Consider the following 24005-nt stretch of genomic DNA (forward strand, 5'->3'; position numbering starts at 1 on the left):
GCCTATGTTGCGTCAGGGCCCCCCGGGAATAAAGATGTGATGCACGCTAATCTTGTTAAAAATGCGTTTTTTTGCGGTTGTCATGGCCAAGTCGAATGTGCTCAGGCATAAATGAAGGCCATACCGTTCGGCAGTTATGAAGGAGCCACAGTGGATAACAGTGTCAATACGCCCCTGAGAGATGATGTCCGTTTACTGGGGGACTTGCTGGGCGAGTGTCTGCGTCAGCAAGCCGGTGAAGATCTGTATCAGACCATCGAAACCATCCGCAAAGCCTCGGTGGCCACCCGCGGCGAGCAGGGAGCCGCATTGTCTTCCCTGCGTGATCTGCTTTCCCCCCTGGATGACGCCACCCTGCTGGAAGTGGCGCGGGCCTTCAGCCAGTTTCTCAATCTGAGCAACATTGCCGAACAGCATCACCGTGAACGCCTGCACCGTCAGCATCAGCGTTACCCCGGAGATCCCGGTGGTGATCAGGGGATCGCCAATGTGCTGCAACGCCTGCAACAGGAGCAGATCAGCGCTGATGTGATCGATGGCACCCTGCAAGACCTGTCCGTGGAGCTGGTGCTCACTGCTCACCCTACCGAAGTGACCCGTCGCACCCTGATCCGCAAATACGACCAGATGGCGGATCTGCTCGGCGAACTGGACCGGCCGGACCTGACCGATGACGAGCTGGCCTTTCGTCGTGAGAAGCTTTACCGGCTGATCCTGGCTGCCTGGAGCACCGATGAGATCCGCCGCGAACGGCCCACCCCGGTGGACGAAGCCAAGTGGGGTTTCGCCACCATTGAGCAATCCCTGTGGCAGGCGGTACCGGAAATGGTGCGGCAACTGGAGCGGGAGCTGGCCGAGCAGGGCCTGCCCCAGCCGCCGGCGGACTGGGCGCCGGTGAAGCTGGCCTCCTGGATGGGCGGCGACCGGGACGGCAACCCCAATGTGACCGCGCCCGTGACCCGGGAAGTGTTGCTGCTGGCCCGCTGGATGGCCGCGGACCTTTACCTGCGTGACGTGGAAAACCTGCTGGCGGATCTGTCCATGGAAGCCGCCAGTGAGGAATTGCTGGCAGAAACCGGCCCCAGCCATGAACCCTACCGGGTGATTCTGCGCCAGGTGCGCCAGAGGCTGAAGCTCACCCGGCGGCAGATGGAAGCCCAGGTAGAGAATCAGCCGGTGCCCGAGGGCGAGGGGTTCCTGCGCCGTGAGCAATTACTGGCCCCCCTGCAACTGATCGACCGTTCCCTGCGTGAGGTGGGGTTGGGCGATATCGCCGATGGCGATCTGAAAAACACCCTGCGCCGGCTTAATTGCTTCGGCATTACCCTGTTGCGGCTGGATATCCGCCAGGAATCCACTCGCCATCGCGATGCCGTGGATGCGGTCACCCGTTATCTGGAGCTGGGCAGCTACGCGGACTGGCCGGAGGAGCGCAAGCAGGCGTTCCTGGTGGAGGAACTCCAGGCTCGCCGTCCACTGATAGATGACAGTTTCCACGCCAGTGAGGCATGCACCGACGAGGTGGCAGAAGTGCTGGCCACCTGCCGGGTGATTGCCGAGCAGGGCAGTGAAGGGCTGGGTGCCTATGTCATCTCCATGGCCCGTGCCCCCTCGGATGTACTGGCAGTGATGCTGCTGCAGAAAATCGCCGGCGTCAGCAATCCCATGCGGGTGGTGCCGTTGTTTGAGACCCTGGATGACTTGGACAATGCCGAGGCCACCATGTCGGCCTTGCTAGCGGTGCCGTTCTACCGCCAGCGAGTGGCCGGGGGCCAGGAAGTGATGATTGGCTATTCTGATTCTGCCAAGGATGCCGGCTTTCTCGGTGCCGCCTGGGCTCAGTACCGCTCCCAGGAAAAGCTAACCGCCCTGTTTGCCGAGCACAAGATTCCACTGACCCTGTTCCATGGTCGCGGTGGTTCCATCTCGCGGGGTGGTTCGCCTACTCGCATGGCGTTGCTGTCCCAGCCGCCGGGCTCGGTGGCCGGGCGCATTCGTGTCACCGAACAGGGCGAGGTGATCCGCTTCAAGTACGGTCGCCCGGCGGTGGCCGTGTTCAACTTGGCGCAATATGTGGCCGCCACCCTGGAAGCGACCCTGTTGCCGCCCCGGGCCGCCAAGCCGCAATGGCGGGAACAGATGCAGACCCTCACCGACGTGTCCGTGGCCGGCTACCGCAGCGTAGTGCAGGAAGAGCCGGAGCTGGTGCGCTACCTGCGCACGGTAACCCCGGAAACCGAACTGTCCCGGCTGGCCCTGGGCAGTCGCCCGGCGCGGCGAAAGCAGGATGCCGGCATCAGCTCCCTGCGGGCTATCCCCTGGGTGTTCGCCTGGACCCAGATCCGCCTGATGCTGCCCGCCTGGCTGGGCACCGGCGCGGCGCTGGAAGCGGCCCAGGCGGATCCGGCGCAGAGCCGTACCGTGCAGGAAATGGTGGCGCAGTGGCCCTTCTTTCAGGGTGTGGTGGACATGCTCGAGATGGTGCTGGCCAAGGCGGACCTGCGCGTGGCGGCCTGGTACGAGCAACGCCTGGCCGGGGATGACGCTGATCTGGCCCGGTTGGGTGAGGTGTTACGCGAGCGACTCACCGGCACGGTGGATGCCCTGTCTGCCCTCACCGGGCGTGAGGATCTGCTGGACAACAACCCGGTGATGCGCTGGTCCATCCGTGTCCGCGACCCTTACACGGACCCCCTGCACCTGCTCCAGGCAGAACTGATGGCGCGCCTGCGCCAGCAGGATGGCGATAAAGTCCTGGAAAGCGCCTTGATGGTGACGATTGCGGGTATTGCAGCGGGGCTACGAAACACGGGGTGAAAACAGTGAACAGTGAATAGTGAATAGTTAACAGTGACGCGAATGGACGCGTCCCAAGCTGCAAGCGGAGAGGCCGCGCTCATACATTGGGCGCGGCCTCTCCGCTTTCTGATTCAGACATTTCTATTTCGCGCCGCTGTTACTTGTTCATTGTTCACTATTCACTATCTTCGAATGGCTGCCATCACAAACCGGCCCCTTGCCGCTGTGCTTGCAGCCGCAGAAGAACACGATCTTGTCCCGTGGGGCGGTGTAGGCCACCGGGGTGATGCCGGTGCCTTTGTGGCTGCCATCACAGTACGGCTGATTCTCGCTGCGGCCACAGGCACACCAAAACACCTTTTCCCCTTTCTTCACCGGCAACGGGTAGGGAAACCGGGAAGCAATGACAGGCTTGTCCATAGGGTCTCTCCTTTTCAAAAATGGCCGGGGCGTTGTAATTGCTACGCGCATTGCGGCGGGATCGCGCCTCCCTATTCACCCCGGAATGTCGCTCCCCCGCCTTTGCGCGCGGTCTCATGCGTTTCAGCAGCCACAGTGCCACTTCCGCGCAACTATTAACTATTCACTGTTAACTATTAACTGCCTTTAACCCCTGTCGCACAAATGTCACTCAAATGTCACTGCTGTGCCACGTCCACTGGCGAAACTGCCCGAAACTGCCAGTGGAGTACACTATGCTTGCGCAAGCCGCAGGAAAGATCAAAGCCCTTAGCCCCCACTTAAGAGGGGCCCTGGCCAAGCCGTTTACGGCCACTGCCGATATTCTCCGTTTCCCCAGGGACATGACGGCGGATGCGGAAAATGCTGGACGGTTCAGTGCCTACTTCACCCGCTCCCGACGGGAAATCATCAAGGTCCAGCGTCTGCGCTACCGTATTTTCTCCCAGGAATACGGCGCCAGTTTCAGTGCTCCCTTCGGGCTGGATCGGGACCGCTTTGATAAGCACTGTCTGCACCTGGTGGTGCGCGATAACCAGAGCGGCGAGATCGTCGGGTACACCCGGGTGTTGCCCGGTGAGCGCCTGCATCGCACCGGCGGTTTCTATTCCAGCGGCGAATTCGATCTGTCCATGCTGCGCCATCTGGATGGCCGGGTGGCAGAGATCGGCCGCACCTGCATTCATCCCGCCCACCGCAGCGGTGCCGTGATCACCGTGCTGTGGGCGCGGTTGGCCCAATACATGCTCGAAAACGATGTGCGCTACCTGCTGGGCTGCGCCAGCATTGCCCTGAGTGAGGGCTACAACGTGGCCGCCATTCAGCAGCGCATCAACCAGCGTCACCTGAGCGAGCCGGCACTGCGGGTGCAGCCGCACCTGCGTCTGGAGCGCCTGCCGGGCAATGCCGACGACGAGAGCGTGAAAATGCCGCCGTTGCTCAAGGCCTACCTGCGCATGGGCGCCCGGGTCTGTGGCGAGCCCTGCTGGGACCCGGATTTCAACTGCCTGGATTTCTTCGTGCTGATGGCGGTGGATGACCTACCGGCCCGTTATGTGCAGCACTTCCTGCAGCCCGCCCAGGCGGTTTAACGACCATCGTTTTCCCGTAGGAGCGGCGCTTGAGTCGCGAATGTACTTGCGACACACCTGCCATCTTCGCGGCTCAAGCGCCGCTCCTACGGGGCCTATACGATTCGGCTCAGGCTCTGAACTATGAGTGAAATGAACGATAGCGTCAGCGTCAGTCCTGATATGCAAAGCGGCCTCTGGCCGCAACTGCGCAGGGTGCTACGGGTTGCCCGCATCGTGCTTTATCTGCTGTGGGGTTTTGTGCTGGCATTTTTGCTGGGGGCGTTCTGGTCGCCTTATCGGCCGGTGGTGCTGGTGGCCAAGCAGCGTTGGTGTCGTCGCTTTCTGCGCATCCTCGGCGTGGAACTGACCGTCACCGGCACCCCGGTCGACGCCCCGGTGTTTCTGGTCAGCAATCATGTGTCCTGGCTGGATATTCCGTTGATCGCCAGCCAGCGCCATCTGTATTTCCTTTCCAAGGCGGAAGTGGGGGATTGGCCGTTAATCGGCACCCTGGCCCGGGCCATGGGTACCCTGTTTATCAAGCGGGGCAGCGGTGAGTCCAGCCGCAAGGCCCGGGAAATTGCCGACCGCTTGAAGCAGGGCCACACCGTACTGGTGTTCCCGGAAGGCACCACCACCGACGGCACCAGCCTGCGCCGTTTCTTCCCACAGCTGTTCGATGCGCCGCTGATGGCCGATGTGCCGGTACAACCCCTGGCGGTGCGCTACCTGGATGACAGCGGCGCCCCGGATGCCGCCATGGCCTTCATCGGCGACGACGAATTCCACCACCACCTGTGGGCCATGCTGCTGCGCAATCGCATCCGCGTGCGCCTGCACTTCTGCGAACCGCTATCGGCACAGGGCACGGATCGGAAGGGGTTGTGTGAGGGGGCGTGGGGTAAGGTGGCGGAGCAGTTAACAGTGAATAGTTAACAGCGTCGCGAATTGGGCCGTCATGGTTTCCAAGCGCAAGAGGCCGCGCCTGCATGTTGGGCGCGGCCTCTTGCGTTTGAAAACCCGAAGAGCTGCTTTCGCGCCGCTGTTAACTATTCACTATTCACTGTTAACTGGCTAGCATCGCCCTTTCCAACACATCAAGGATCTCCCCCAACCATGACCCGCGCCAGCGATCTGAAAAAATCCGACGTTATCGAAGCCAACGGTACCCTTTACGCCATTCGCCAGATTGAGGTGCAGTCGCCCTCGGCCCGGGGCGCGGCGACGCTGTATCGGGTGAAGGCCAGTGCGGTCGGTGGTGGGCCCAAGTTCGAGGAGCGGTACAAGGGGGATGACGACGTGACCACGGTGGAGTTGTTGCGCCGGCCGGTGCAGTTCTCTTATCTGGATGGTGACGATTACATCTTCATGGATAACGAGGATTTCTCCCAGTACCTGCTCAAGGCCGAGGACATTGCCGACGAGTTGGCCTTTATTACCGAGGACACCGAAGGCCTGCTGGCGCTGCGGGTGGAGGATGCGGTGATCGGCCTGGAGCTGCCTGCCTCCGTGGTGTTGGAAGTCACTGAAACGGCTCCGGCCATGAAGGCCGCCTCTGCCTCCGCACGGACCAAACCGGCCACCCTGAATACCGGGCTGGTGGTGCAGGTGCCGGAATATATCGTGGAAGGCGAAAAGGTGCGGGTGAATACCGCCGAGCGCAAATTCATGTCCCGGGCCTGATCCCGGATCATGAGGGTATTGCGGGTCGCCACGCTGGCATGCATGACCCTTCTGGGCGGCTGCCAGCTTGGCTACTACAGCCAGGCCGCCAAAGGTCACCTGTCGCTGATGGGCCAGCGTGAACCGCTGGAGGCGGTGCTGGCGGACCCCCAGATACCGCCGCAGATCGCCGCTTCCCTGCAGTTCAGCCAGCAGGTGGTCCGCTTTGCCGGGGATCAGCTGGCGCTGCCCGCCGAGGATGTTTATCACCAGTATGTGGCCCTGGAGCAGGACGCGGTGGTGTGGAATGTGCTGGCGGCCCCGGCCTGGTCCTTGACCCCCAAAACCTGGTGTTACCCGTTGATCGGCTGCGTCAGCTACCGGGGTTACTTCCTGCGCCAGGCGGCGGAAAAGACTGCCGCCAAACTGGCCGGGCAGGGACTGGATACCTATGTGGGCGGTGCCATTGCCTATTCTACCCTGGGCTGGTTTGCCGATCCGCTGACCACGCCCATGCTGCAACGCTCCCAGCCGGCGCTGGCGGAACTGTTGATCCACGAGCTGGCCCACCGGCGCCTGTATATCAAGAATGACACCCGTTTCAATGAATCCCTGGCTACCCTGGTGGGCCGTGAAGGCGCGGTGGATTTCTTCGCCGCCAGTGGCGAGCCGTTGCCGACGGATTTCTGGCAGCGCCGCGAGCAGGTCCGCCAGGCCTTTATGGCCATCGTCACCGATACCCGTGAAGCGCTGAAAAAGCTCTACACTGCTGAGCAGGATGTGACGGTGCTGGCCCGGGAAAAGGCCCGCATCCAGCAGCAGGCCCGCGAGCGCTTTGCCCGTGAGCAACAAAGCCTGCCGGCCCTGGCCGGTTACCAGGGCTTCTTTGACGGGCCGCTGAACAATGCCCAGTTAAACGGTGTCAGTGACTACAATGATCATGTGCCGGCCTTTGCCCGCCTGCTGGAACAATGTCGGCGGGACTGGGACTGTTTCTGGCAGCAGGTGGAAAACCTGGCTGCGCTGACGCCGGCACAACGTAACAACGCCCTGGAGGGCCTCGCATGGAACTGATCCGCACCCCGCAACCGGAACTGGCCGAGCTGTTTGAGCATACCCTCAAGCGCAATGGCTTTGCGGTGGCGCGCCGGGAGGAGGGCAGTGAGCAGATCATCGAGCTGCAGGACCCGGCGCAGTACAACCATGCCAAGGCCCTGCTGGAAGAGCTGATCACTGATCTCAAACATCAGCAGGGTCGCCAGCCGATTGAGCCCCTCACCGGGCGTCCCCAGCCGTTGATGTCCGGGGGCTGGTTCGCCAGCCTGGGCTGGGTCACCCGCATCGTGCTGATTGTCAGCGTTCTGGTGTATCTGACGCCGTACCTGATGGGCGATGGCGTCTACCGGGCGCTGCTGTTCCCGGCGGCACTGGACGGGCTGGAAAACCAGCCCTGGCGGCTGGTGACCCCCATGCTGCTGCACTTTTCCCTGCTGCACCTGCTGTTCAACCTGCTCTGGTGGTCGGACCTGGGCCGCCTGATCGAGCGGTTCCAGTCCAGCGGGCAGCTGGTGCTGGTTACCCTGGTCACCGGTATTACCGCCAATGTGGCCCAGTTCTTCCATACCGGGCCCATGTTCGGTGGTTTGTCCGGGGTGGTTTATGGGCTGCTCGGTTACCTGTGGATTTACGGCAAGGTGAATCCCGAGTCTGGTTACCCCCTGCGCCGGGAAATCGTTATCTTCATGCTGGCCTGGATGGTGATCTGCTTTGTGGGGCTGTCCAGTGTGGTAGCCAATGCGGCGCATCTGGCGGGGCTGGTCAGTGGTTGTCTGCTGGGGGCCGGTTTCGGCCTCTGGCGGCGGGCCCAAGGGGCCGGGGGCGTTTGAGTTACCCCGGTCGTACTGCTATAAAGACTGCCAAAACAAATGATCACAATCATGAAAGGATACCGGCGACCTATGCAGTGGCGCTTCCTACCCGGGTTTGTCCCCTCACTCCTTGTTGCAGCGGTGGTTTCCTTGCAGGGCTGTTCCCTGGCCAGCATCGACGACAACCTGCCCTATGGCGTACTCAACAACAATGACCTTGAGCTGGTGGCTGAGGGCCTGCCCACCTATCTGTTGATGGTGGACGGTCTGATCGAAAACTGGCCTGACAGTGCCTCCATGCTGGCCAGTGGGGCAGACCTTTATGGCGCCTATGCCGGCCTGTTCGTGGAAGACCCGAAACGGGCCCGCAAGCTCAGCGACAAGGCGCTGGGTTATGCCTTCCGTTCCGCCTGTGCCCACGATAGCGATTACTGCGACCTGCGTGATTTGTCCGTGCCCGAGTTCGAGGAATTGCTGGAAGATGCGGACAAGGGCGATGTGCCCATGCTGTTCACCCTGGGCAGCGCCTGGGCCGGTTACATTCAGCAGAACACCAATGACTGGAATGCGGTGGCCGAACTGGGCCGCGTGGAAGCCATCATGGAGCGCGTAGTGGTGCTGGATGATGGTTACCAGTATGGCCAGGCGCACATGTACCTGGGCGTGCTGAGCAGCATTCTGCCCGCTTCCCTGGGCGGCAAGCCGGACCAGGCAAAAGCCCATTTTGAGCAGGCCATGACCCTGTCAGAAGGCAAGAACCTGCTGGCGCCGGTGCTTTATGCCGAAAAGTACGCCCGTTTGGTGTTTGACCGTGAGCTGCATGATAGCCTGCTTGAGGATGTCCTTGCCGCTGATCCGCAGGTGCACGGTCTGACCCTGCAGAACACCTATGCGCAGGAGCAGGCCGAAGCCCTGCTCGCCGACGCTGACGATTATTTCTAGGAGTACTTATGCTGCGTCTTGCCACGATTCTGGTCGCGTTGTTGCCGGTCTGGGCTTCGGCCGCCAACACCCTGAAAATTTCCACCCTGTACCCGGACGGCACCACCATCGTCACCGGCCTGAAAGAGGCGGGTAAGGAAATCGCCGAAAAGACCGAAGGGCGAGTCAAGCTCAAGGTGTATCCCGGCGGGGTGATGGGCGATGACCGGGCGGTACAGCGCAAGATCCGCATCGGCCAGCTGCACGGTCAGGTGGCCCAGGGCGGCGCCTTTGCCTCCGCCTACAAGGACAGCCAGATTCTCAACGTGCCGCTGGCCTTCAACAACTACGACGAAGTGGATGCGGTGCGCGCCGAACTGGACCCGGTGATCAAGCAGGGCCTGGAAGAGGGCGGCTGGGTCAGCTTCGGCCTGATCGACGGCGGCTTTGCCTACGTGATGTCGGAGAAGCCGGTGAAAAGCATTACCGATCTGCGCGACCAGAAGCTGTGGTTGCCGGCCAACGATGAAGGCTCCGCCAAGGCCGCCAAGGCGTTTGAATTGTCGCCGATCATGCTCAACATCGGTTCGGTGCTGACCTCCCTGCAGACCGGGGCGGTCAATGCCTTCGCGGCCCCGCCGGTGGCGGCGCTGACATTGCAGTGGTATTCCCGGGTGAACTACCTGACCGACATGCCGCTGCTATACACCTTCGGCACCCTGGGGATTCACGAAAAGTTCTTCAAGCGACTCAGCGCCGAGGACCAGCAGGTAGTGCGTCAGGTGCTGGACAGCACCTTTGCCAAGCTGGATGCGCAAAGCCGTCAGGAAAACCTGAGTGCCTTCCAGGCGGTGAAACAGCAGGGCCTTGAAGTGGTCGAGCCCTCCCCGGAACAGCTGGCCGAATGGCGCAGCTACGCCAAGCGCGCCACCGCAGAACTGGTGGAAGAGGGCGAAATCTCCCAGGACATGCTGGACCGGCTTAACGCCATTCTGGCCCAGCAGCGCGAAGGGCAGTAATGGCGGCCTTGTTACACCGGCTCCACCGTACCCTTCACCAAATCGAGGACGGCCTGATCGTGGCCGTCCTTTTGTTTATGGTGCTGCTGGCGGTGGCCCAGATCGTGCTGCGTAATTTCTTTGGTACCAGCCTGGTATGGATTGAGCCGCTACTGCAGAACGCGGTGCTGTGGATCGGCCTGCTCGGCGCCATGATCGCCTCGCGCAATGATGAACACATCCGTATCGATGTGGCCTCGTCGCTGCTGCCGGAAAAATACCATCCTTTCCTCACCACCGTTGTGGACCTGTTCACCGCCTTTATCTGTGTACTGGTGGCCTGGTACAGCGTGGGGTTCGTGATCGAGGAATACGACTACGCCGGGGCGGCCTTTGCCAATGTGCCGAGCTGGCTGCTGCAGAGCATTATTCCGGTGGGTTTCTCGGTGATGGCCCTGCGTTATGTGGTGCTGTTTGCGCTGGGCTTGCTGGGTAAACGGCCGAAGATGCAGGAGCCGGTGCCATGATTACCGTCGCCATTATCCTGTTGGTGTTGCTGGCGCTGATGGGCGCCCCCCTGTTTGCGATCATTCTCGGCGCGGCGGCCCTGGGTTTTTATACCCTGGGCATCGAAATGTCGGTGCTGCATATCGACATCTATCAGCTCAGTAATTCCGTGGTGCTGATGGCGCTGCCGCTGTTCACCTTTGCCGGTTTCCTGCTCAGTGAATCGAAAACCGCCGACCGCATGCTACGCCTCAGCCAGGCGGCCTTCGGCTGGATGCCCGGCGGTATGGCCTTTGTGTCGCTGATCGCCTGCGCCTTCTTTACTGCCCTGACCGGTGGCTCCGGGGTCACCATCGTGGCGCTGGGTGCGCTGCTGTTGCCGGCGCTGGTAAAAGGCAATTACCCGGAAAAATTCAGCCTGGGTCTGGTGACGTCATCAGGTAGCCTGGGGCTGCTGCTGGTGCCTTCCGTGCCGTTGTTGATCTACGGCATCATCGCCCAGCAGATGTCCCAGCAACTGGACATGCCGTCGGTGGAAATCGTCGATTTGTATCTGGCCGGCCTGGTGCCGGCGCTGCTGATGGTTGTGCTGATGTACGGCTATTGTGTGTGGGCGACGCGCGGCACCACCGTGCCGCGACAGAGTTTCGATTTCCGTGAACTGGTGGATGCCCTCTGGGAAGCCCGCTGGGAGCTGCCGCTGCCGCTGGTGGTGCTGGGCGGGATCTTCTCCGGCTTTCTGGTGATCAGTGAGGCGGCAGCGGTGACGGCACTCTATGTGCTGGTGGCGGAAGTGTTCCTGTATCGGGAAATTACCCTGCGCAAGCTGCCAGGCATCATGCGTGATTCCATGATCATGGTGGGGGGGATCCTGCTGATTTTGGCGGTGGCCCTGGCCTTTACCGATTACCTGGTTTACGCCGGGGTGCCGGAGAAGCTGTTCACCCTGATCCAGACCCACGTGGAGAGCAAGATCACCTTCCTGATCCTGCTCAACATCCTGCTGCTGTTGCTGGGGGCGGTGCTGGATATCTTTGCGGCCCTGGTGATCATGGTGCCGCTGATCCTGCCGGTGGCGCTGCGCTACGGTATCGACCCGGTGCATCTGGGGATCATCTTCGTGGCCAACATGCAGATCGGCTACATCACCCCGCCGGTGGGCATGAACCTGTTCATCGCCAGCTACCGGTTCAAGAAGAAAGTCACCGAGCTGTTTGCGGCGACGTTGCCCTTCATGATGGTGCTGATCATCGCCTTGTTGATGATTACCTATATCCCGCAGCTCAGCCTCTGGTTAGTGCGGTAAAAGGCAGTTAATAGTTAACAGTGAATAGTTAATAGTTGCGCGGTCAGCGGTTGTTGATTGCTGGAATCGAGGAGGCCGCGTTCATTATCTGGACGCGGCCTCTTGCGTTTCAGCTGGTTGGTGAAGAAAAAACGTTATTTTCGTAGCGTTTTTACCTGAATGCTTTTGCCTTGCCCTTTTTGTATCTGGAACCACTTGGGGTAGGCGCGGATCATGTCGCTGAGTTTCTTGTGGCCAAACAGGCGGGTGTCGAAATCCGGTTTGCGCTTGCTCAGGTGCTGGCCCACGGTGCCCAGGTTGGCCCAGTCATCTTCGTCGGAAATGTCGTCGATCACGTTGGCAATCAGCTGCAGCGGGGGCGGTTCCTTGCTGACCGGTTCGCTGGGGGCAGGCTCATCGGTTTTGCCGGCGGTGTCTTGCGGGGTGTCCGAACGCAATACCTCGGTATAGATGAACTTGTCACAGGCGGCTACAAAGGGGCCCGGGGTTTTGCGTTCCCCGAAGCCGTAAACGGTCTGCCCCTCTTCGCGCAATCTGGCCGCCAGACGGGTGAAATCGCTGTCGCTGGATACCAGACAGAACCCGGACAGTTGTTTCGTGTACAGCAGATCCATGGCATCGATGATCATGCTGCAGTCCGTGGCGTTCTTGCCCTGGGTGTAGGCGAACTGCTGGATCGGTTGTACGGAGTGTTTCAGCAGTACGTTCTTCCAGCCACCCAGGTTGGGTTTGGTCCAGTCGCCATAGATGCGCTTGACGCTGGCAGTGCCGAATTTGGCAATTTCCTCGAACAGGCCATCGACGATTTTCGGGGGCGTATTGTCTGCGTCGATCAGCACCGCCAGCGAGGTGCTGCTGATAACGGAAGAGTCCGTGTCACTGTTGCTGCCTGCCATGATGCATTCCTTTTGCGTGGAATACCGTCAACATAACGGATTCGGTGGGGTAGAGTTAACAGTTAATAGTGAATAGTTAACAGCGTCGCGAGATAGTGTTTTCCTGGTTTCAAACGAAAGAGGCCGCGGCCAAGTGATGGGCGCGGCCTCTTCGCTTTCAGAAAAAAACATGCTGCTGGTACGCGTAGCTGTTAACTATTCACTATTAACTGTTAACTGCTTTCACCGATTTTCGGTAGACAAAATTGGCCATGGCGCGCAAAGGCATTATTCGGATCCAGATGCTTTGCAGGGTCACGGACAGGCCGGGGAGGGCGTAGCGCTTGCCCTTGTTGAGGGCCGCGTAGCCGGCTTTGGCCACCGCTTCCGGGGTGGCGATTTGTGCCGAGACAAATTCTCTGATGCCGCTGGAGGAGGTGTGTTGGCTCTGGGCGGTATCCAGAAAGGCTGTCCTGGTGGTGCTGGGGCAGAAGCAGGTGACCTGCACGCCATAGGGTTTCAGCTCTTCGTGCAGGGAGGCGCTGAAGTTGATCACGAAAGCCTTGCTGGCGCTGTAGGCAGCGAAGAAGGGCATGGGGCAGAAGCCGGCCAGTGAACCGATGTTCATGATCTTGCCGTGGCCACGGGCCTTCATGCGCGCGCCCAACAGCATGCATAGCTTGCTGAGCGGGATGTTGTTGAGGGTGAGCATGCGCTCCAGTGTCTGGCTGTCCTGTTCCACGTGCTCGCCCATCATGCCGAAGCCCACGTTATTGACCAGTACGTCCACGTCCAGCTGTTGCTGGTCCAGCCACTGCATGATCGCTTCGGCGGCACCGGGTTGGGACAGGTCCATCTGCACGGCATGGTATTCCACATCAGGGCGTTGCGCCTTCAGATCGTTGCCAAGCGCGTCCAGTTCCTCCTGCAGCAGGCTGAACACCACGATGCGATAGCCGTCCGCGTTGAACAGCTTGCAGAATTCCCGACCAATGCCGCCGGCGCCGCCGGTGATCAGAACGGTTCTTGTCATGGAGGTTCTCCTGTCAGGCGTTGCCGGGGTTGTCGTCGGGGCCAAGCTGGAACGGGCGGATAATCATGCTGCCGGAATGCGCGCGGTGATATTGCTCACGGGCCTTCCAGGCCTTGCCGTAGCGGTAGAAGGGAATGGTCGGGTAGAGGTGATGGATCAGGTGATAGTTCTGATACATCAATACCGGCGTTAGCAGCCATTCCTTGCCCATGCGCATCAGCGCGGTGGTGTGCGGGTCCACGTCCTGGCGACCGGTGTGCGGGTAGTGGGGCAATACCATGAACACCAGGCACATCAGGTAGAAGGAAAAATAGGACGGGATTAGCCACAGCATCATGGCTTCATAGGGGCGCCAGAGAAACAGGGCGGTGAGCGCCACGCCGGCTACGGCCAGTTCCCGCCAGATTTCTGCGGGTTTCACATTGGGCAGCACCTGCGGATTGCGCAGGAAGTTGATCAGATAGAGGAAGGGCCAGAAGCCCCACAGGGGCATGGTCCACAGGCTGCTGGCCATCCAGTGATCCGGATCTTTCTGCGGATCATTGGCAAAGCGGTGATGGCGCATGTGCATCAGCCGGAACATCTTGCCCTTGCCGAACGGCACCGCCACAAAGGTGGCAATGGCGAGGACCAGGTCGTTGTGCTCGGGCTTGCGGGCGGCACAGCGGTGGATGGCTTCATGGGCTGGTGTGAACATCACATAGCCGGCGATGCTGTTGATGACCAGGCCCACCCAGGCAGGCCAGAGGCCGTTGAGCACCATCACCCAACTGAGGATGTTGGCCCCGTGGGACAGCACCATGAGGGTCACGGTGGGCCAGGCGATCCGGGGGGATACCTTGAGCCGGCTCAGGGTCTTCAGTTCGTCGTGTTGCGGGGCGGTTGTCGTTGTCATGGGCGCTCTCCTGCAAGATGCTGAAACAGAGTGTTTACTTTTTGCAGGGCGAAGATAAGAGCGGAAAATGCCAACAGGGGGATAAATAATGACAATTATCAGGCGCAGAGGTGAGGAACTACGGAACCCTATTGCTCCCCACTGCGAAAGCGGCCGGGGCTGGTGCCAAACCAGCGCTGGAACGCCCGGCGGAAGCTGGCCACGTCGGTATACCCCAGCTCCTCGGCCACCATGCTGACGGTGTAGTGGGGCAGGCTGAGCAACTGGGTGGCCCGGCGGCTGAGGGTCTGGTCCCGCAATTGCTGAAAGCGGGTGTCTTCCCGTTTCAGTTTACGGATCAGAGTGCGCGGGCTGAGATGCAGGCGCTCGGCCATGGCGTCCAGGCTGGACTGGCCACGGCACTGATGCAGCAGGGCGAGCACCTGATCGCTGAGAGTGCCCTGTCGCCGCAGGCTTTCCTGGCGGGCTTCACATTGCTGCACGGCCATCCACATCAGGTCGCGGTCATGGCCGGGCAAGGGCTCGTCGCCATAACGGGATGGCAGGCAGAGCGCCACCGCCGGGGCATCAAAGACGATGCGGGTGCCCTTGAAGGTTTGCGGATAGAAGTCGGCGTGGGGTGGCGCCGGGTAATTGAAATGGGCTTCGCCTTCCTCGATGGGCTTGCCGCGCAGCACCAGATGGCAGGCATAGGCGGAGGCCATGGCGGACTCGGTGAGAAAGCGCACCACCTCATCCTGCGGGTAGGCGAATGACAGCACCAGCTTGAGGCGGTCATCGGTTTCCTGCATCTCGGAACTGAACACCCGGGTGCGGGTGTTGTTGAAGCGGGCAAACAGCTGCATGGCATCGCGCAGGGTGGGGCTGGCCATGGCGGCAATACCCATGGGGCCGTGCATGGCCGGCAGGGCGCGTAGGCCGGTTTGCAGGGCGATATCCGGGTGCTCGGTGAGCTGCAGGGCGTTACGGATCAACTGACGGGCACCGGGCCAGTCGATAAAGCCGTCGCTGTGCTGCAGGGTTTCCACATCCACGCCAGTGCCGGCTACCAGGGCTTGCAGCCCCACCTGATCCAGCCCCAGGGTCTGGGCGATCATGCGGCAGTAGGTCATTGCCAGGTCCGGAGTCATGGTCGAGCGGGTCCTGTGCGGTGGTGGTGATGCGGAACTGAGGAGAAATAGATAGTCGCACCTGGGTTTCGGGCAGGCAATGACAGAACCGCGTGGCTCATTGAGCGGCAGATCAAGGCAGACAAAAAAACGGCCGTCAGGGGTGACGGCCTAAGGGGGGGAAGCATGAACCCTCACGGGTTCCGGGTATCTCTATCTCAGAATCAACGCATGGATGTCTGTTCGGACGGCGATGGCGCCATCCGATAGGTACACAATAGCGACAGGCGCGGGGAGAACCCAGAAGGCTGGATTGAGCGATGTGATCAGATTTTTCGATCAATTAGAGGGTTTGGGGCGGATTTCAGACCAGTGACTTGCGCATGGCATGGCGAGTGAGCGTGATGCCGTCCCGGTCTGCCTGTTCCTGGCCTTCGCTGGCAAACCCCATATAGGCAAAGAAATCGTGGGCGGTGAGGCTGGCGTGGGTGGTCAGTTCGGTGATGCCCTCGATGCGGGCGCCGTCTTCCAGGTGCTGGTAGAGGAGGGTGGCGATGCCCACCCGGGAGGCCTCCGGGTGCACGAACACCATGTTGATGTAATCGCGAATGCGGTGGGCAAACCCCACCAGCTTGTCGTCCCATTCCGCCACCACGGTATCGCCTTCGCTGAGTACCGAGATCAGGCTGTCGTAGCTTTGAGCCCGGCTCCAGGCATCCCGTTGCTGCTGGTCATAATCATCCGCCGCACTGACCTGGATGGCCTCGCGGAACACGCCCAGCAGCTCGGCCATGTCCTTGCTGTCCAGGGGGCGTATCTGGAAGGGCATGAGGGCCGCGATGGGATCCGGCTCCGACGCGCGGGGAGCGGGTTCCGGCTCAGGCTGAGCGGCGGAGTGGGCCGGGGCCTCCGGTTGAACGGGGGTGCGGTGAAAAAGCTGGCGTAGCCATTGCAACATCACTGATCTGCCTGGGCAGTGTTATCTGCCTCTTCTGAGAGTTTTTTGAGTGCCTGGATTTCTTGCTGTAGCGCGTCCAGGTACTGGTCCTGTTGGCGGAGAAGTTGTTGCGCTGTGTCCTGGCGATCTTGTAATTCTGCCGCCCGCTCTGACAATTCCTGCTGTTCACGCAGGCGAGCGTCGCGCTCCTCTTCCGTGAGCAGACGGGCGTTGCTGTCCTGCTCGGCAAACAAAGTGCCGGACAGGATCAGCGCGGTAGCAGCAAACAGGTAACGCACGGACTTCCCCCAAACTGGCCGTGAAGGGAATCAGCATAGCAAAAACGGGGCGCCAAGGGGGAGGGCTAGCTACGCTCGACAGGATAGGGAAAGGGTGGAGGGTTCCCCGGATCCCGTCATTTCTACGAAGCCGCTTGTAGGAGCTATGCTTGTCCCCCAGGGGATCTGCGACATGCGAACCGCGCTTGCGCGGAAATCGACCGCAGGGCGATCAGGAATCTCAGAGCTCGACAGGTTCCAGAAAGAACGGCGGACAGACCTTTGCCTCTGTCGCCTCGCGACGCTCGGTTCGCACCTCAAGCGGTGCTCCTACGGGGCGGGGTAGAGCGGTGCAGTTCGCCTGAGGCTCAGTGCACCCTACGGTGGGGCCACAAATGCAGGAGGCCGCGTCCGGTGTTCGGGCGCGGCCTCCTGGGTCAGAGCAAGCGACACGGCTTGCCCGCGTTCCTGCTCGCAGCTAGCAGCTCGAAGCTAGCCGCTTCTCTACATCATCTGCCGCAGCACATAGTGCAGGATGCCGCCGTTTTTGTAGTACTCCACTTCCGCAGCGGTATCCAGCCGGGAAAGGGCCTCGACTTTCTGTTCCTTGCCATCCTTGCGGAATACCACGGTGACGGTGTCGCTGGGCTTCAGGTCATTGCCCAGGTCCGGGATATCCACCTCTTCCGTGCCGTCCAGGTTCAACGTCTTGCGGTCGGTGCCTTCCGGGAACTGCAGTGGCAGCACGCCCATGCCGATCAGGTTGGAGCGGTGAATGCGCTCGTAGCTTTCCGCGATCACCGCTTTTACACCCAGCAGGTTGGTGCCCTTGGCGGCCCAGTCGCGGCTGGAGCCTGTGCCGTATTCCTTGCCGGCGACCACCACGGTGGGTATGCCATCCTTCTGGTAGCGCATGGCGGCGCCATAGATGGAGATTTGCTCCCCTTCCGGCAGATGCTTGGTGAAGCCGCCTTCGATATCCGGGGTCATCTCGTTGCGGATGCGGATATTGGCGAAGGTGCCACGCATCATCACTTCGTGGTTGCCCCGGCGCGAGCCGTAGGAGTTGAAGTCGAGCGGTTCCACGTCATGGCCCTGCAGGTAATGGCCGGCGGGGGAATCCGCCTTGATGGCCCCGGCGGGGGAGATGTGGTCGGTGGTGATGGAATCACCCAGCAGCGCCAGGATGCGGGCATCCTTCACCGGCTGCACATCGTCCATTTCCTTGGTCAGCCCGTCGAAGAAGGGCGGGTTCTGGATGTAGGTGGAGCTGCTGTCCCAGGCGTAGGTTTCGGAGTCCGGGATCGGCAGGCTCTGCCACACCTCGTCGCCTTCAAATACGCTGGCGTACTGGTTGCGGAACATGGTGTTGTTGATCTTCACCAGCTCATTCTGGATCTCCTCGGAGCTGGGCCAGATGTCTTTCAGATAGACCGGCTTGCCGTCCTTGTCCTTGCCGAGAGGGTCCTTGTCCAGGTCGATCTTCACGGTACCGGCCAGGGCATAGGCTACCACCAGCGGTGGCGAGGCCAGCCAGTTGGTGCGTACGCTCTGGTGCACCCGGCCTTCAAAGTTACGGTTGCCGGACAGCACCGAGGCCACCACCAGATCGCCGTCGCTGATGGCCTTGTCGATTTCCTCGGGCAGCGGGCCGGAGTTGCCGATACAGGTGGTACAGCCGTAGCCCACCAGATCAAAGCCGATATCGTTGAGCGGTTTTTGCAGGCCGGTCACGTCCAGGTAATCGGTGACCACCTTGGAACCCGGCGCCAGGGAGGTCTTCACCCAGGGCTTGCGGTTCATGCCTTTCTCGGCGGCTTTCTTCGCCACCAGACCGGCGGCCAGCATCACGCTGGGGTTGGAGGTGTTGGTGCAGGAGGTGATGGCGGCGATCACCACATCGCCGTGGCTCATGAAGTGTTTCTGGCCGTCGATCACCACCGGCACCTGGCTGCCGCTGGGTTCGTGGTTACCTACCGCGGTCTGGCCGCCTTCGCCTTCCAGCTTGCTGATTTCGTCGTCGTTGAGCTTGAGGGTCTCGGTGACCACATCAATGAAGGTGCGCTTCACGGCGGTGAGTGGTACCCGGTCCTGGGGCCGTTTTGGGCCGGCCAGGCTGGGCACCACATCGCCCAGATCCAGTTCCAGCACGTCGGTGAATTCCGGGTCCGGGTCGCTACTGGAGCGCCACAGGCCCTGGGCCTTGCAGTAGGCTTCCACCAAAGCAATGGTGTCCGCGTCGCGACCGGACAGCTCCATATACTCGGTGGTGCGCTCGTCGATGGGGAAGAAGCCACAAGTGGCGCCATATTCCGGCGCCATGTTGGCGATGGTGGCGCGGTCGGCCAGGGTCAGGTCGGCCAGGCCGTCGCCGAAGAATTCCACGAACTTGCCCACCACACCGCGACGCCGCAGCATCTCGGTGACGGTGAGTACCAGGTCGGTGGCAGTGATGCCCTCGCGCAGTTTGCCGTTGATCTTGAAGCCGATTACCTCGGGAATCAGCATGGCAATGGGCTGGCCCAGCATGGCGGCCTCCGCCTCGATACCGCCCACACCCCAGCCCAGCACGCCCAGGCCGTTGATCATGGTGGTGTGAGAGTCGGTACCTACCAGGGTGTCCGGGTAGGCGTAGGTATTGCCGTCGTCGGCCTCGGCGGACCACACGCCCTTGGCCAGGTATTCCAGGTTCACCTGGTGGCAGATGCCGGTGCCCGGTGGTACCACCCGGAAGTTGTTGAAGGCTTTCTGGCCCCAGCGCAGGAACTGGTAGCGTTCCCGGTTACGCTGGTATTCGATGTCCACGTTTTCGGAAAAGGCCTGGGCATTGCCGAACTTGTCCACCATTACCGAGTGGTCGATGACCAGATCCACCGGTGTCAGCGGGTTGATCCGGGTAGGGTCGCCGCCGGCCTTCTTGATGGCGTCGCGCATGGCGGCCAGGTCGACCACGCCGGGTACGCCGGTAAAGTCCTGCATCAGCACCCGGGCCGGGCGGTAGTTGATTTCCTTGTCGGAGCGTTTGTTCTCCAGCCAGCGCATTACCGCTTCCACGTCGGCGGTGCTGACGCTGTCGCCGTCTTCAAAACGGAGCAGATTTTCGAGAAGGACTTTCAGGGAGAAAGGGAGCTTGCTGAGATCACCCCAGCCTTTGTCGGCGACCGTATTGATATCGAAGTAATGATAGGTCTTGCCGTTGGCTTCCAGCGTTTTCTTGCTGTTCAGGGTGTCCTGGCCAATCCGTGTCACTACACACCTCCTGGGCTCTGATTGGAGTCCCGCGCAGGCGGATAGAGCGACCGCCTGCGGGAACACTGGCGCAGGATCAGTACAGCATTGCCACAAACCGAGGCACTGATGACCCTGCGTTATGACGTTAAGTCATTTCATACTACGCCCTTATGGCGGGGACATGAAACTGCCGGGCAAGGTCTTTGGCGATATCCTGGATGTGGAATGTAACGGCTTGTTGAATAAAGGGGTTTTGACGTTGCGGGGGGGGGGGTCTTGCCTGGGTAAGGGGCGGAAAGAGCCCTTGCCGGCGTTTATAGAAGCAGGGTTGTCAGCCGCTTGCGATGTCCTGCCAGAGTAGCCAGAGGCGGGTGTCGAGCTCCAACTGGTGGTAGTCCGGCGCCATGTGCGAGCAGAGCTGGTAAAACGCCTTGTTATGGTCCGTTTCTTTGAAGTGGGCCAGTTCGTGGACCACGATCATGCGCAGAAAGGCTTCCGGCGCCGCCTTGAACTGGCTGGCGATGCGCAGGCTGTTATGGCTTCGCAGTTTGCTGCCGTGGATACGGGTTTGCCGGGTGTGCATGCCCAGTGCCTGACTCAGCGTCTTCAGCTTGGCGTCGTAATGGGCCTTGCCCAGCGGCGGTGCCTTGCGCAGGTATTGTTGCTTGAGGCTGTTGGCATACTGGAACAGGGCCTTGTCGCCCTGGATATCATGTTTGTCCGGGTAGCGCTGTTGCAGATAATCACCCAGCTGCCCGCGGTCCACCAGGGTTTGGGCCTGCTGCTGGATCTGGGTGGGGTAGCCGGTCAGGTAATGCAGGGGATTCATGGGCCGGTTATCGCTTCCTGGATGCGTTGGGCGTTAGTGCCAATGTGATCATTGAGCTGCGTGGGTATGATCGCCGCTCTCTTTGCAATGGACAATCCCATGTCTTCACCCCAGGACTCTGATTATCCCCGTCGCGGCAATGCCTTTTCCCGGTCGCTGGCCCATGGTTTTTTGCGCCTGGCAGGCTGGCGGGTGACCAATCCCATGCCGGCAGTGCCCAAGGCAGTCATCATCGGCGGGCCGCATACGTCCAACTGGGATGGTATCTATACCCTTGCGGCGATGATGCAGCTGGGGCTGGATGCTCACGTGATGATCAAGGATAGCGCCTTCAAGGGGCCGTTTGGGGCAATGCTGCGCTGGATGGGAGCGTTGCCCATTGCCCGCCACAAGGCGGGTGGGGTCGTCGAGCAGACCGTGGCGCAGTTCAACAGCCGCGACAAGCTGGTCATGGTGGTGGCGCCGGAAGGCACCCGGGGTGGGGCCACACAATGGAAAACCGGCTTCTATCGTATCGCTGAGCAGGCCGGTGTGCCCATCGTGTTGGCCACAGCGGACTACCAGAAAAAAGAGATTACCTTTGCCCGGGTGATTGAACCCTGTGGGGATGTGGAAAAGGATCTGGCGGAAATTTTTGAATGCTATGCGTCCATTCACCCGCGTCATCCGGATAAATTGTCGGCACCATTGAAAGCCCTCCGCGAGCGTCGTTAATACCTGTCAGAGCATGAGTGGCAGATCTGCCCCACTGTTCGGGACTGCCCCTCATCGCTCTTATGCAACTTCGATCTAGAAACCGCCTTCCGGTACCGGAAAGGGTTGGGTTGCGCAGCTGAAGAAGTAAGGGAGCTCGTCGACGGCGGCCAGGATAAATTTTGTCTGTGGTCCAACAACGGTCTCTTTCGTTTCCGGGTGCTGCCAGCAACCGCTCGGAAAATAGACGTCGCGTCCGTCAGTGTTTGCGGATACCACTGGTGCCACGAGTACATTCGGCCCCAGCATGAACTGCTGGTCCTGACGGCCAGCCTCCGGGTCGTTCGGGTACTCAAGCCATAGAGGCCGGGTTATCGGAATGCCGGTGGCCAGTGCTTCCTGCCAAAGACGATAAATTAGCGGTTGCGCAGCGATGTGCCTGTTCATCGCTGCGCGATAGTGCTCGACAACCTCGGGATCGTCGAATCGCCACGGCATGGGAGTGCCATTGACAGGGCCTCCATGTTGGCGGAATACGGGCATCAGGGACGCATGGTTGGCCCAGCGAATCAATAATTCCGAATCGATGGAACCGAATAGATCAATGTAGCCGCCAATCTCGGTGACAAAGCCATAGGCTCCGCCAACACTGCGATTCAGCATGTCAGGAATGACCGAGCCAAGGCCCGAGGCACGGCTCCAGTCGGCGGTGTTGTCGCCAGGCCAGCTCGCGGACTCGTAGTGTGCTGAGCCTCTACGCCCGGAGTTGCCAAAACGCACGAAGAACCACGGTTCCCTGTCCGGATTATCGGCAACAAATTCATCAAAGGCCTCCCGGGTTGCCTGATGGAACAGTGCAGCATTGCGGTTGTGCATGGCGATCCCTGAGCTGCCGTCATGGAAAACCATATCAACCTGAACCTGCTCGCCGAAGTCTTGCATAAAGCCTTCGCTGCCTTCTTCGAGACCCTTCTTGATCCGCTCTTTCCACCACTCGACGGCTTGCGGGTTTGTGAAATCAATCAGAGCGGCGATGCCACCCATCAGTGGGGAGCCAAAAATGTAAGGCAGCCCTGATGCCCGCTTTGTGACATACCCGCGGGATAGTGCTTCTTGATATACCTCGGGTTCTTCAAGCTCGTCCTCTGTCTGCCCCACAAATCCCCGATAATAGGTCAGAGGCTTGATGTTCTGTGCGCGCAGCCGCTGGATAATATCCTCGAAGGCGCCTGTCTTTTTGGTGCCAACCCACCCTTCGAAAGCAAATGCAGTGATGGGAAGTTCCAGTTCTTCGATTTGATCCAATGATTCCTTCACTTTTTCGGTGTAATTCTCCGGAGTGTCTGTGAACTCCTGAATGGTTTCAGACAGCATTGGGCCCAGTGACCAGCGTGGTGGAACCCGGTGCCGACCGTTTATTCCTGAGAGTCGGCTCACGACTTGCTTTTGATTGCCGGGGACGACCAGGAAATCCAGTTCGCTGCCCGCTACTTCGACACGCCAGGCATCGTTGCGGTCTGATGCCATTCGCCAATGAGAAAGCTCATCGCGATCCAGCATAAAACCGTAACCTTGATCTGAAATGAAAAGCGACTGGATGTAATAAGCCCCCTGGGGGCCGGTGGGGAACTGGTACTGTTCGCCGAACGTATCGCCAATAAGAGGCTCAAGTTGCTCAGGGGTTTGTGAAAACTCTTCCGCCCAATTCAAGAAAGCTTCATGGCGTTGATCGATTTTGTTGCGTCTGCCGCCAAACCCCCTGAACGCCTCATCGGGCGTTGAATCGAAACTGGCTGAGATCAGGGGGACTTCCCGGAGGACGTGATTCACCTTGACGGAGACATGGAAGCTGCTGTTTTCATCGGCCTTGACGGTGACGCGTGCCTCACGCCCGCTGGGGTCAGAGGTTCCTACGCGCAATACTAGCTGACTGCCGTCAACAGACAGGTCTTTCACATTGGTCAGACGAAACTCGACACCGGTGGATGCTGAAGCCAGCATATTTCCGACCCAGAAGGTCGCCGGGAACTGGAGGTTTAACTGATCGCCAACAACAAATGTGAAGGGTGCATACAGCGCGGGTGCTTCCGGCATGATCTCGGTCCAGCCACCCAAAAGCCGGCTTGGCAGCGGTGTTCTCAATAGCAGTGGGATCGGCGGTTGCTGCCTGTCGCTGCTTAATACTTTGTTGCCATTCTCGTCGTAAAAGCTCATGGATAATGGCGCGCGTTTTATTTCCACGTGCCCATAGTCTGTTCTCAATGTAATGAGCTCAGGGCCATCTTCTATCTGGATGTTGTCAGGTGGCGTCGTGGCGGGTGTTTCATTTTTTGCTTGCGTGGGGGCGTCTGGTTCAGAGGCCGTGATGTCGGGAGGCAGGGTAGAGGTTGACGGTGGGGGTGACATTGACGTTGGAGAAGACGAGTCGTCTCCACTGCCGCATCCCCACAATAGACCTGAGAGAAGAAGAATGAATTGGATATTTTTAGTCATGTTAGGGGCCCCATTCCAAAAACATAGCCCTGCCCTGGT

The 24005-nt window shown here is 60.3% G+C and carries 21 protein-coding genes; 11 read left to right on the top strand and 10 right to left on the bottom strand.

Going from position 1 to position 24005, the window contains the following annotated elements; genetic code table 11:
• Window positions 1-150: 150 nt before the first annotated feature.
• Window positions 151-2817, top strand: coding sequence for a phosphoenolpyruvate carboxylase (gene ppc / locus Q0Y02_RS11200; RefSeq protein WP_297768138.1), 2667 nt, complete (start codon window positions 151-153; stop codon window positions 2815-2817).
• A gap of 147 nt (window positions 2818-2964) precedes the next feature.
• Here the strand turns inward: ppc and Q0Y02_RS11205 are convergent, their stop codons facing one another.
• The gene (locus tag Q0Y02_RS11205) at window positions 2965-3219 is read right to left on the bottom strand and encodes a CDGSH iron-sulfur domain-containing protein (RefSeq protein WP_297768140.1); all 255 of its coding nucleotides are present in this window, start codon (window positions 3217-3219) and stop codon (window positions 2965-2967) included.
• A 275-nt stretch (window positions 3220-3494) separates the two neighbouring features.
• Here Q0Y02_RS11205 and Q0Y02_RS11210 point away from each other — a divergent pair, with 275 nt between their 5' ends.
• From Q0Y02_RS11210 to Q0Y02_RS11250, 9 genes are all read left to right on the top strand, one after another.
• The gene (locus tag Q0Y02_RS11210; protein ID WP_297768143.1) at window positions 3495-4349 is read left to right on the top strand and encodes a GNAT family N-acetyltransferase; all 855 of its coding nucleotides are present in this window, start codon (window positions 3495-3497) and stop codon (window positions 4347-4349) included.
• A gap of 123 nt (window positions 4350-4472) precedes the next feature.
• On the top strand, window positions 4473-5267 hold the full coding sequence (locus Q0Y02_RS11215; protein ID WP_297768146.1) for a lysophospholipid acyltransferase family protein: 795 nt from the start codon (window positions 4473-4475) through the stop codon (window positions 5265-5267).
• A 180-nt stretch (window positions 5268-5447) separates the two neighbouring features.
• Window positions 5448-6014 (top strand): elongation factor P-like protein YeiP, encoded by a 567-nt coding sequence (gene yeiP, locus Q0Y02_RS11220; RefSeq protein ID WP_297768149.1) that lies wholly within the window; start codon window positions 5448-5450, stop codon window positions 6012-6014.
• A 42-nt stretch (window positions 6015-6056) separates the two neighbouring features.
• On the top strand, window positions 6057-7067 hold the full coding sequence (locus tag Q0Y02_RS11225; RefSeq protein ID WP_297768152.1) for an aminopeptidase: 1011 nt from the start codon (window positions 6057-6059) through the stop codon (window positions 7065-7067).
• Window positions 7058-7879 carry a rhomboid family intramembrane serine protease gene (locus Q0Y02_RS11230; RefSeq protein WP_297768155.1) on the top strand — a complete coding sequence of 274 codons (822 nt, stop codon included), beginning with the start codon at window positions 7058-7060 and terminating at the stop codon, window positions 7877-7879. The genes Q0Y02_RS11225 and Q0Y02_RS11230 overlap by 10 nt, the downstream gene beginning before the upstream one ends.
• A gap of 72 nt (window positions 7880-7951) precedes the next feature.
• On the top strand, window positions 7952-8803 hold the full coding sequence (locus Q0Y02_RS11235; RefSeq protein ID WP_297768158.1) for a TRAP transporter TatT component family protein: 852 nt from the start codon (window positions 7952-7954) through the stop codon (window positions 8801-8803).
• Window positions 8804-8811: 8 nt separating this feature from the next.
• Complete coding sequence (gene dctP, locus Q0Y02_RS11240) at window positions 8812-9801, top strand: TRAP transporter substrate-binding protein DctP (protein ID WP_297768161.1); 990 nt, start codon at window positions 8812-8814, stop codon at window positions 9799-9801.
• On the top strand, window positions 9801-10307 hold the full coding sequence (locus tag Q0Y02_RS11245; RefSeq protein ID WP_297768163.1) for a TRAP transporter small permease: 507 nt from the start codon (window positions 9801-9803) through the stop codon (window positions 10305-10307). The genes dctP and Q0Y02_RS11245 overlap by 1 nt, the downstream gene beginning before the upstream one ends.
• Window positions 10304-11593, top strand: coding sequence for a TRAP transporter large permease subunit (locus tag Q0Y02_RS11250; protein ID WP_297768167.1), 1290 nt, complete (start codon window positions 10304-10306; stop codon window positions 11591-11593). Before Q0Y02_RS11245 ends, Q0Y02_RS11250 begins: the two co-directional genes overlap by 4 nt.
• 134 nt (window positions 11594-11727) lie before the next feature.
• On the opposite strand, the gene Q0Y02_RS11255 is transcribed toward Q0Y02_RS11250, so the two are convergent.
• The 8 genes from Q0Y02_RS11255 to Q0Y02_RS11290 form a co-directional block, all read right to left on the bottom strand.
• A complete protein-coding gene (locus Q0Y02_RS11255) occupies window positions 11728-12489 on the bottom strand; it encodes an NYN domain-containing protein (protein WP_297768170.1) in 762 nt (253 codons plus the stop codon).
• A gap of 205 nt (window positions 12490-12694) precedes the next feature.
• The gene (locus Q0Y02_RS11260) at window positions 12695-13501 is read right to left on the bottom strand and encodes an SDR family NAD(P)-dependent oxidoreductase (protein WP_297768173.1); all 807 of its coding nucleotides are present in this window, start codon (window positions 13499-13501) and stop codon (window positions 12695-12697) included.
• Between the two features lie 13 nt (window positions 13502-13514).
• A complete protein-coding gene (locus Q0Y02_RS11265; protein WP_297768176.1) occupies window positions 13515-14396 on the bottom strand; it encodes a fatty acid desaturase in 882 nt (293 codons plus the stop codon).
• 128 nt (window positions 14397-14524) lie between these two features.
• A complete protein-coding gene (locus Q0Y02_RS11270) occupies window positions 14525-15526 on the bottom strand; it encodes an AraC family transcriptional regulator (RefSeq protein WP_297768179.1) in 1002 nt (333 codons plus the stop codon).
• A 343-nt stretch (window positions 15527-15869) separates the two neighbouring features.
• Entirely contained in the window at window positions 15870-16463 is a 594-nt protein-coding gene (locus Q0Y02_RS11275; protein ID WP_297768182.1) for a GNAT family N-acetyltransferase, read from the bottom strand.
• Window positions 16463-16741: a hypothetical protein gene (locus tag Q0Y02_RS11280; RefSeq protein WP_297768186.1), complete on the bottom strand. Its 279-nt coding sequence runs from the start codon at window positions 16739-16741 to the stop codon at window positions 16463-16465. The genes Q0Y02_RS11275 and Q0Y02_RS11280 overlap by 1 nt, the downstream gene beginning before the upstream one ends.
• Before the next feature lie 483 nt (window positions 16742-17224).
• The gene (gene acnA / locus Q0Y02_RS11285) at window positions 17225-19969 is read right to left on the bottom strand and encodes an aconitate hydratase AcnA (protein ID WP_297768189.1); all 2745 of its coding nucleotides are present in this window, start codon (window positions 19967-19969) and stop codon (window positions 17225-17227) included.
• Window positions 19970-20282: 313 nt separating this feature from the next.
• Complete coding sequence (locus Q0Y02_RS11290) at window positions 20283-20780, bottom strand: M48 family metallopeptidase (RefSeq protein ID WP_297768192.1); 498 nt, start codon at window positions 20778-20780, stop codon at window positions 20283-20285.
• Between the two features lie 99 nt (window positions 20781-20879).
• On the opposite strand from Q0Y02_RS11290, the gene Q0Y02_RS11295 reads away from it, so the two are divergent.
• Window positions 20880-21494: a lysophospholipid acyltransferase family protein gene (locus tag Q0Y02_RS11295; protein WP_297768196.1), complete on the top strand. Its 615-nt coding sequence runs from the start codon at window positions 20880-20882 to the stop codon at window positions 21492-21494.
• 75 nt (window positions 21495-21569) lie between these two features.
• On the opposite strand, the gene Q0Y02_RS11300 is transcribed toward Q0Y02_RS11295, so the two are convergent.
• Window positions 21570-23966, bottom strand: a complete 2397-nt coding sequence (locus tag Q0Y02_RS11300) for a TIM-barrel domain-containing protein (RefSeq protein WP_297768199.1) — start codon at window positions 23964-23966, stop codon at window positions 21570-21572.
• Window positions 23967-24005 lie beyond the last annotated feature (39 nt).

This window comes from uncultured Alcanivorax sp. (assembly GCF_947258575.1).
Lineage (GTDB): Bacteria > Pseudomonadota > Gammaproteobacteria > Pseudomonadales > Alcanivoracaceae > Alcanivorax.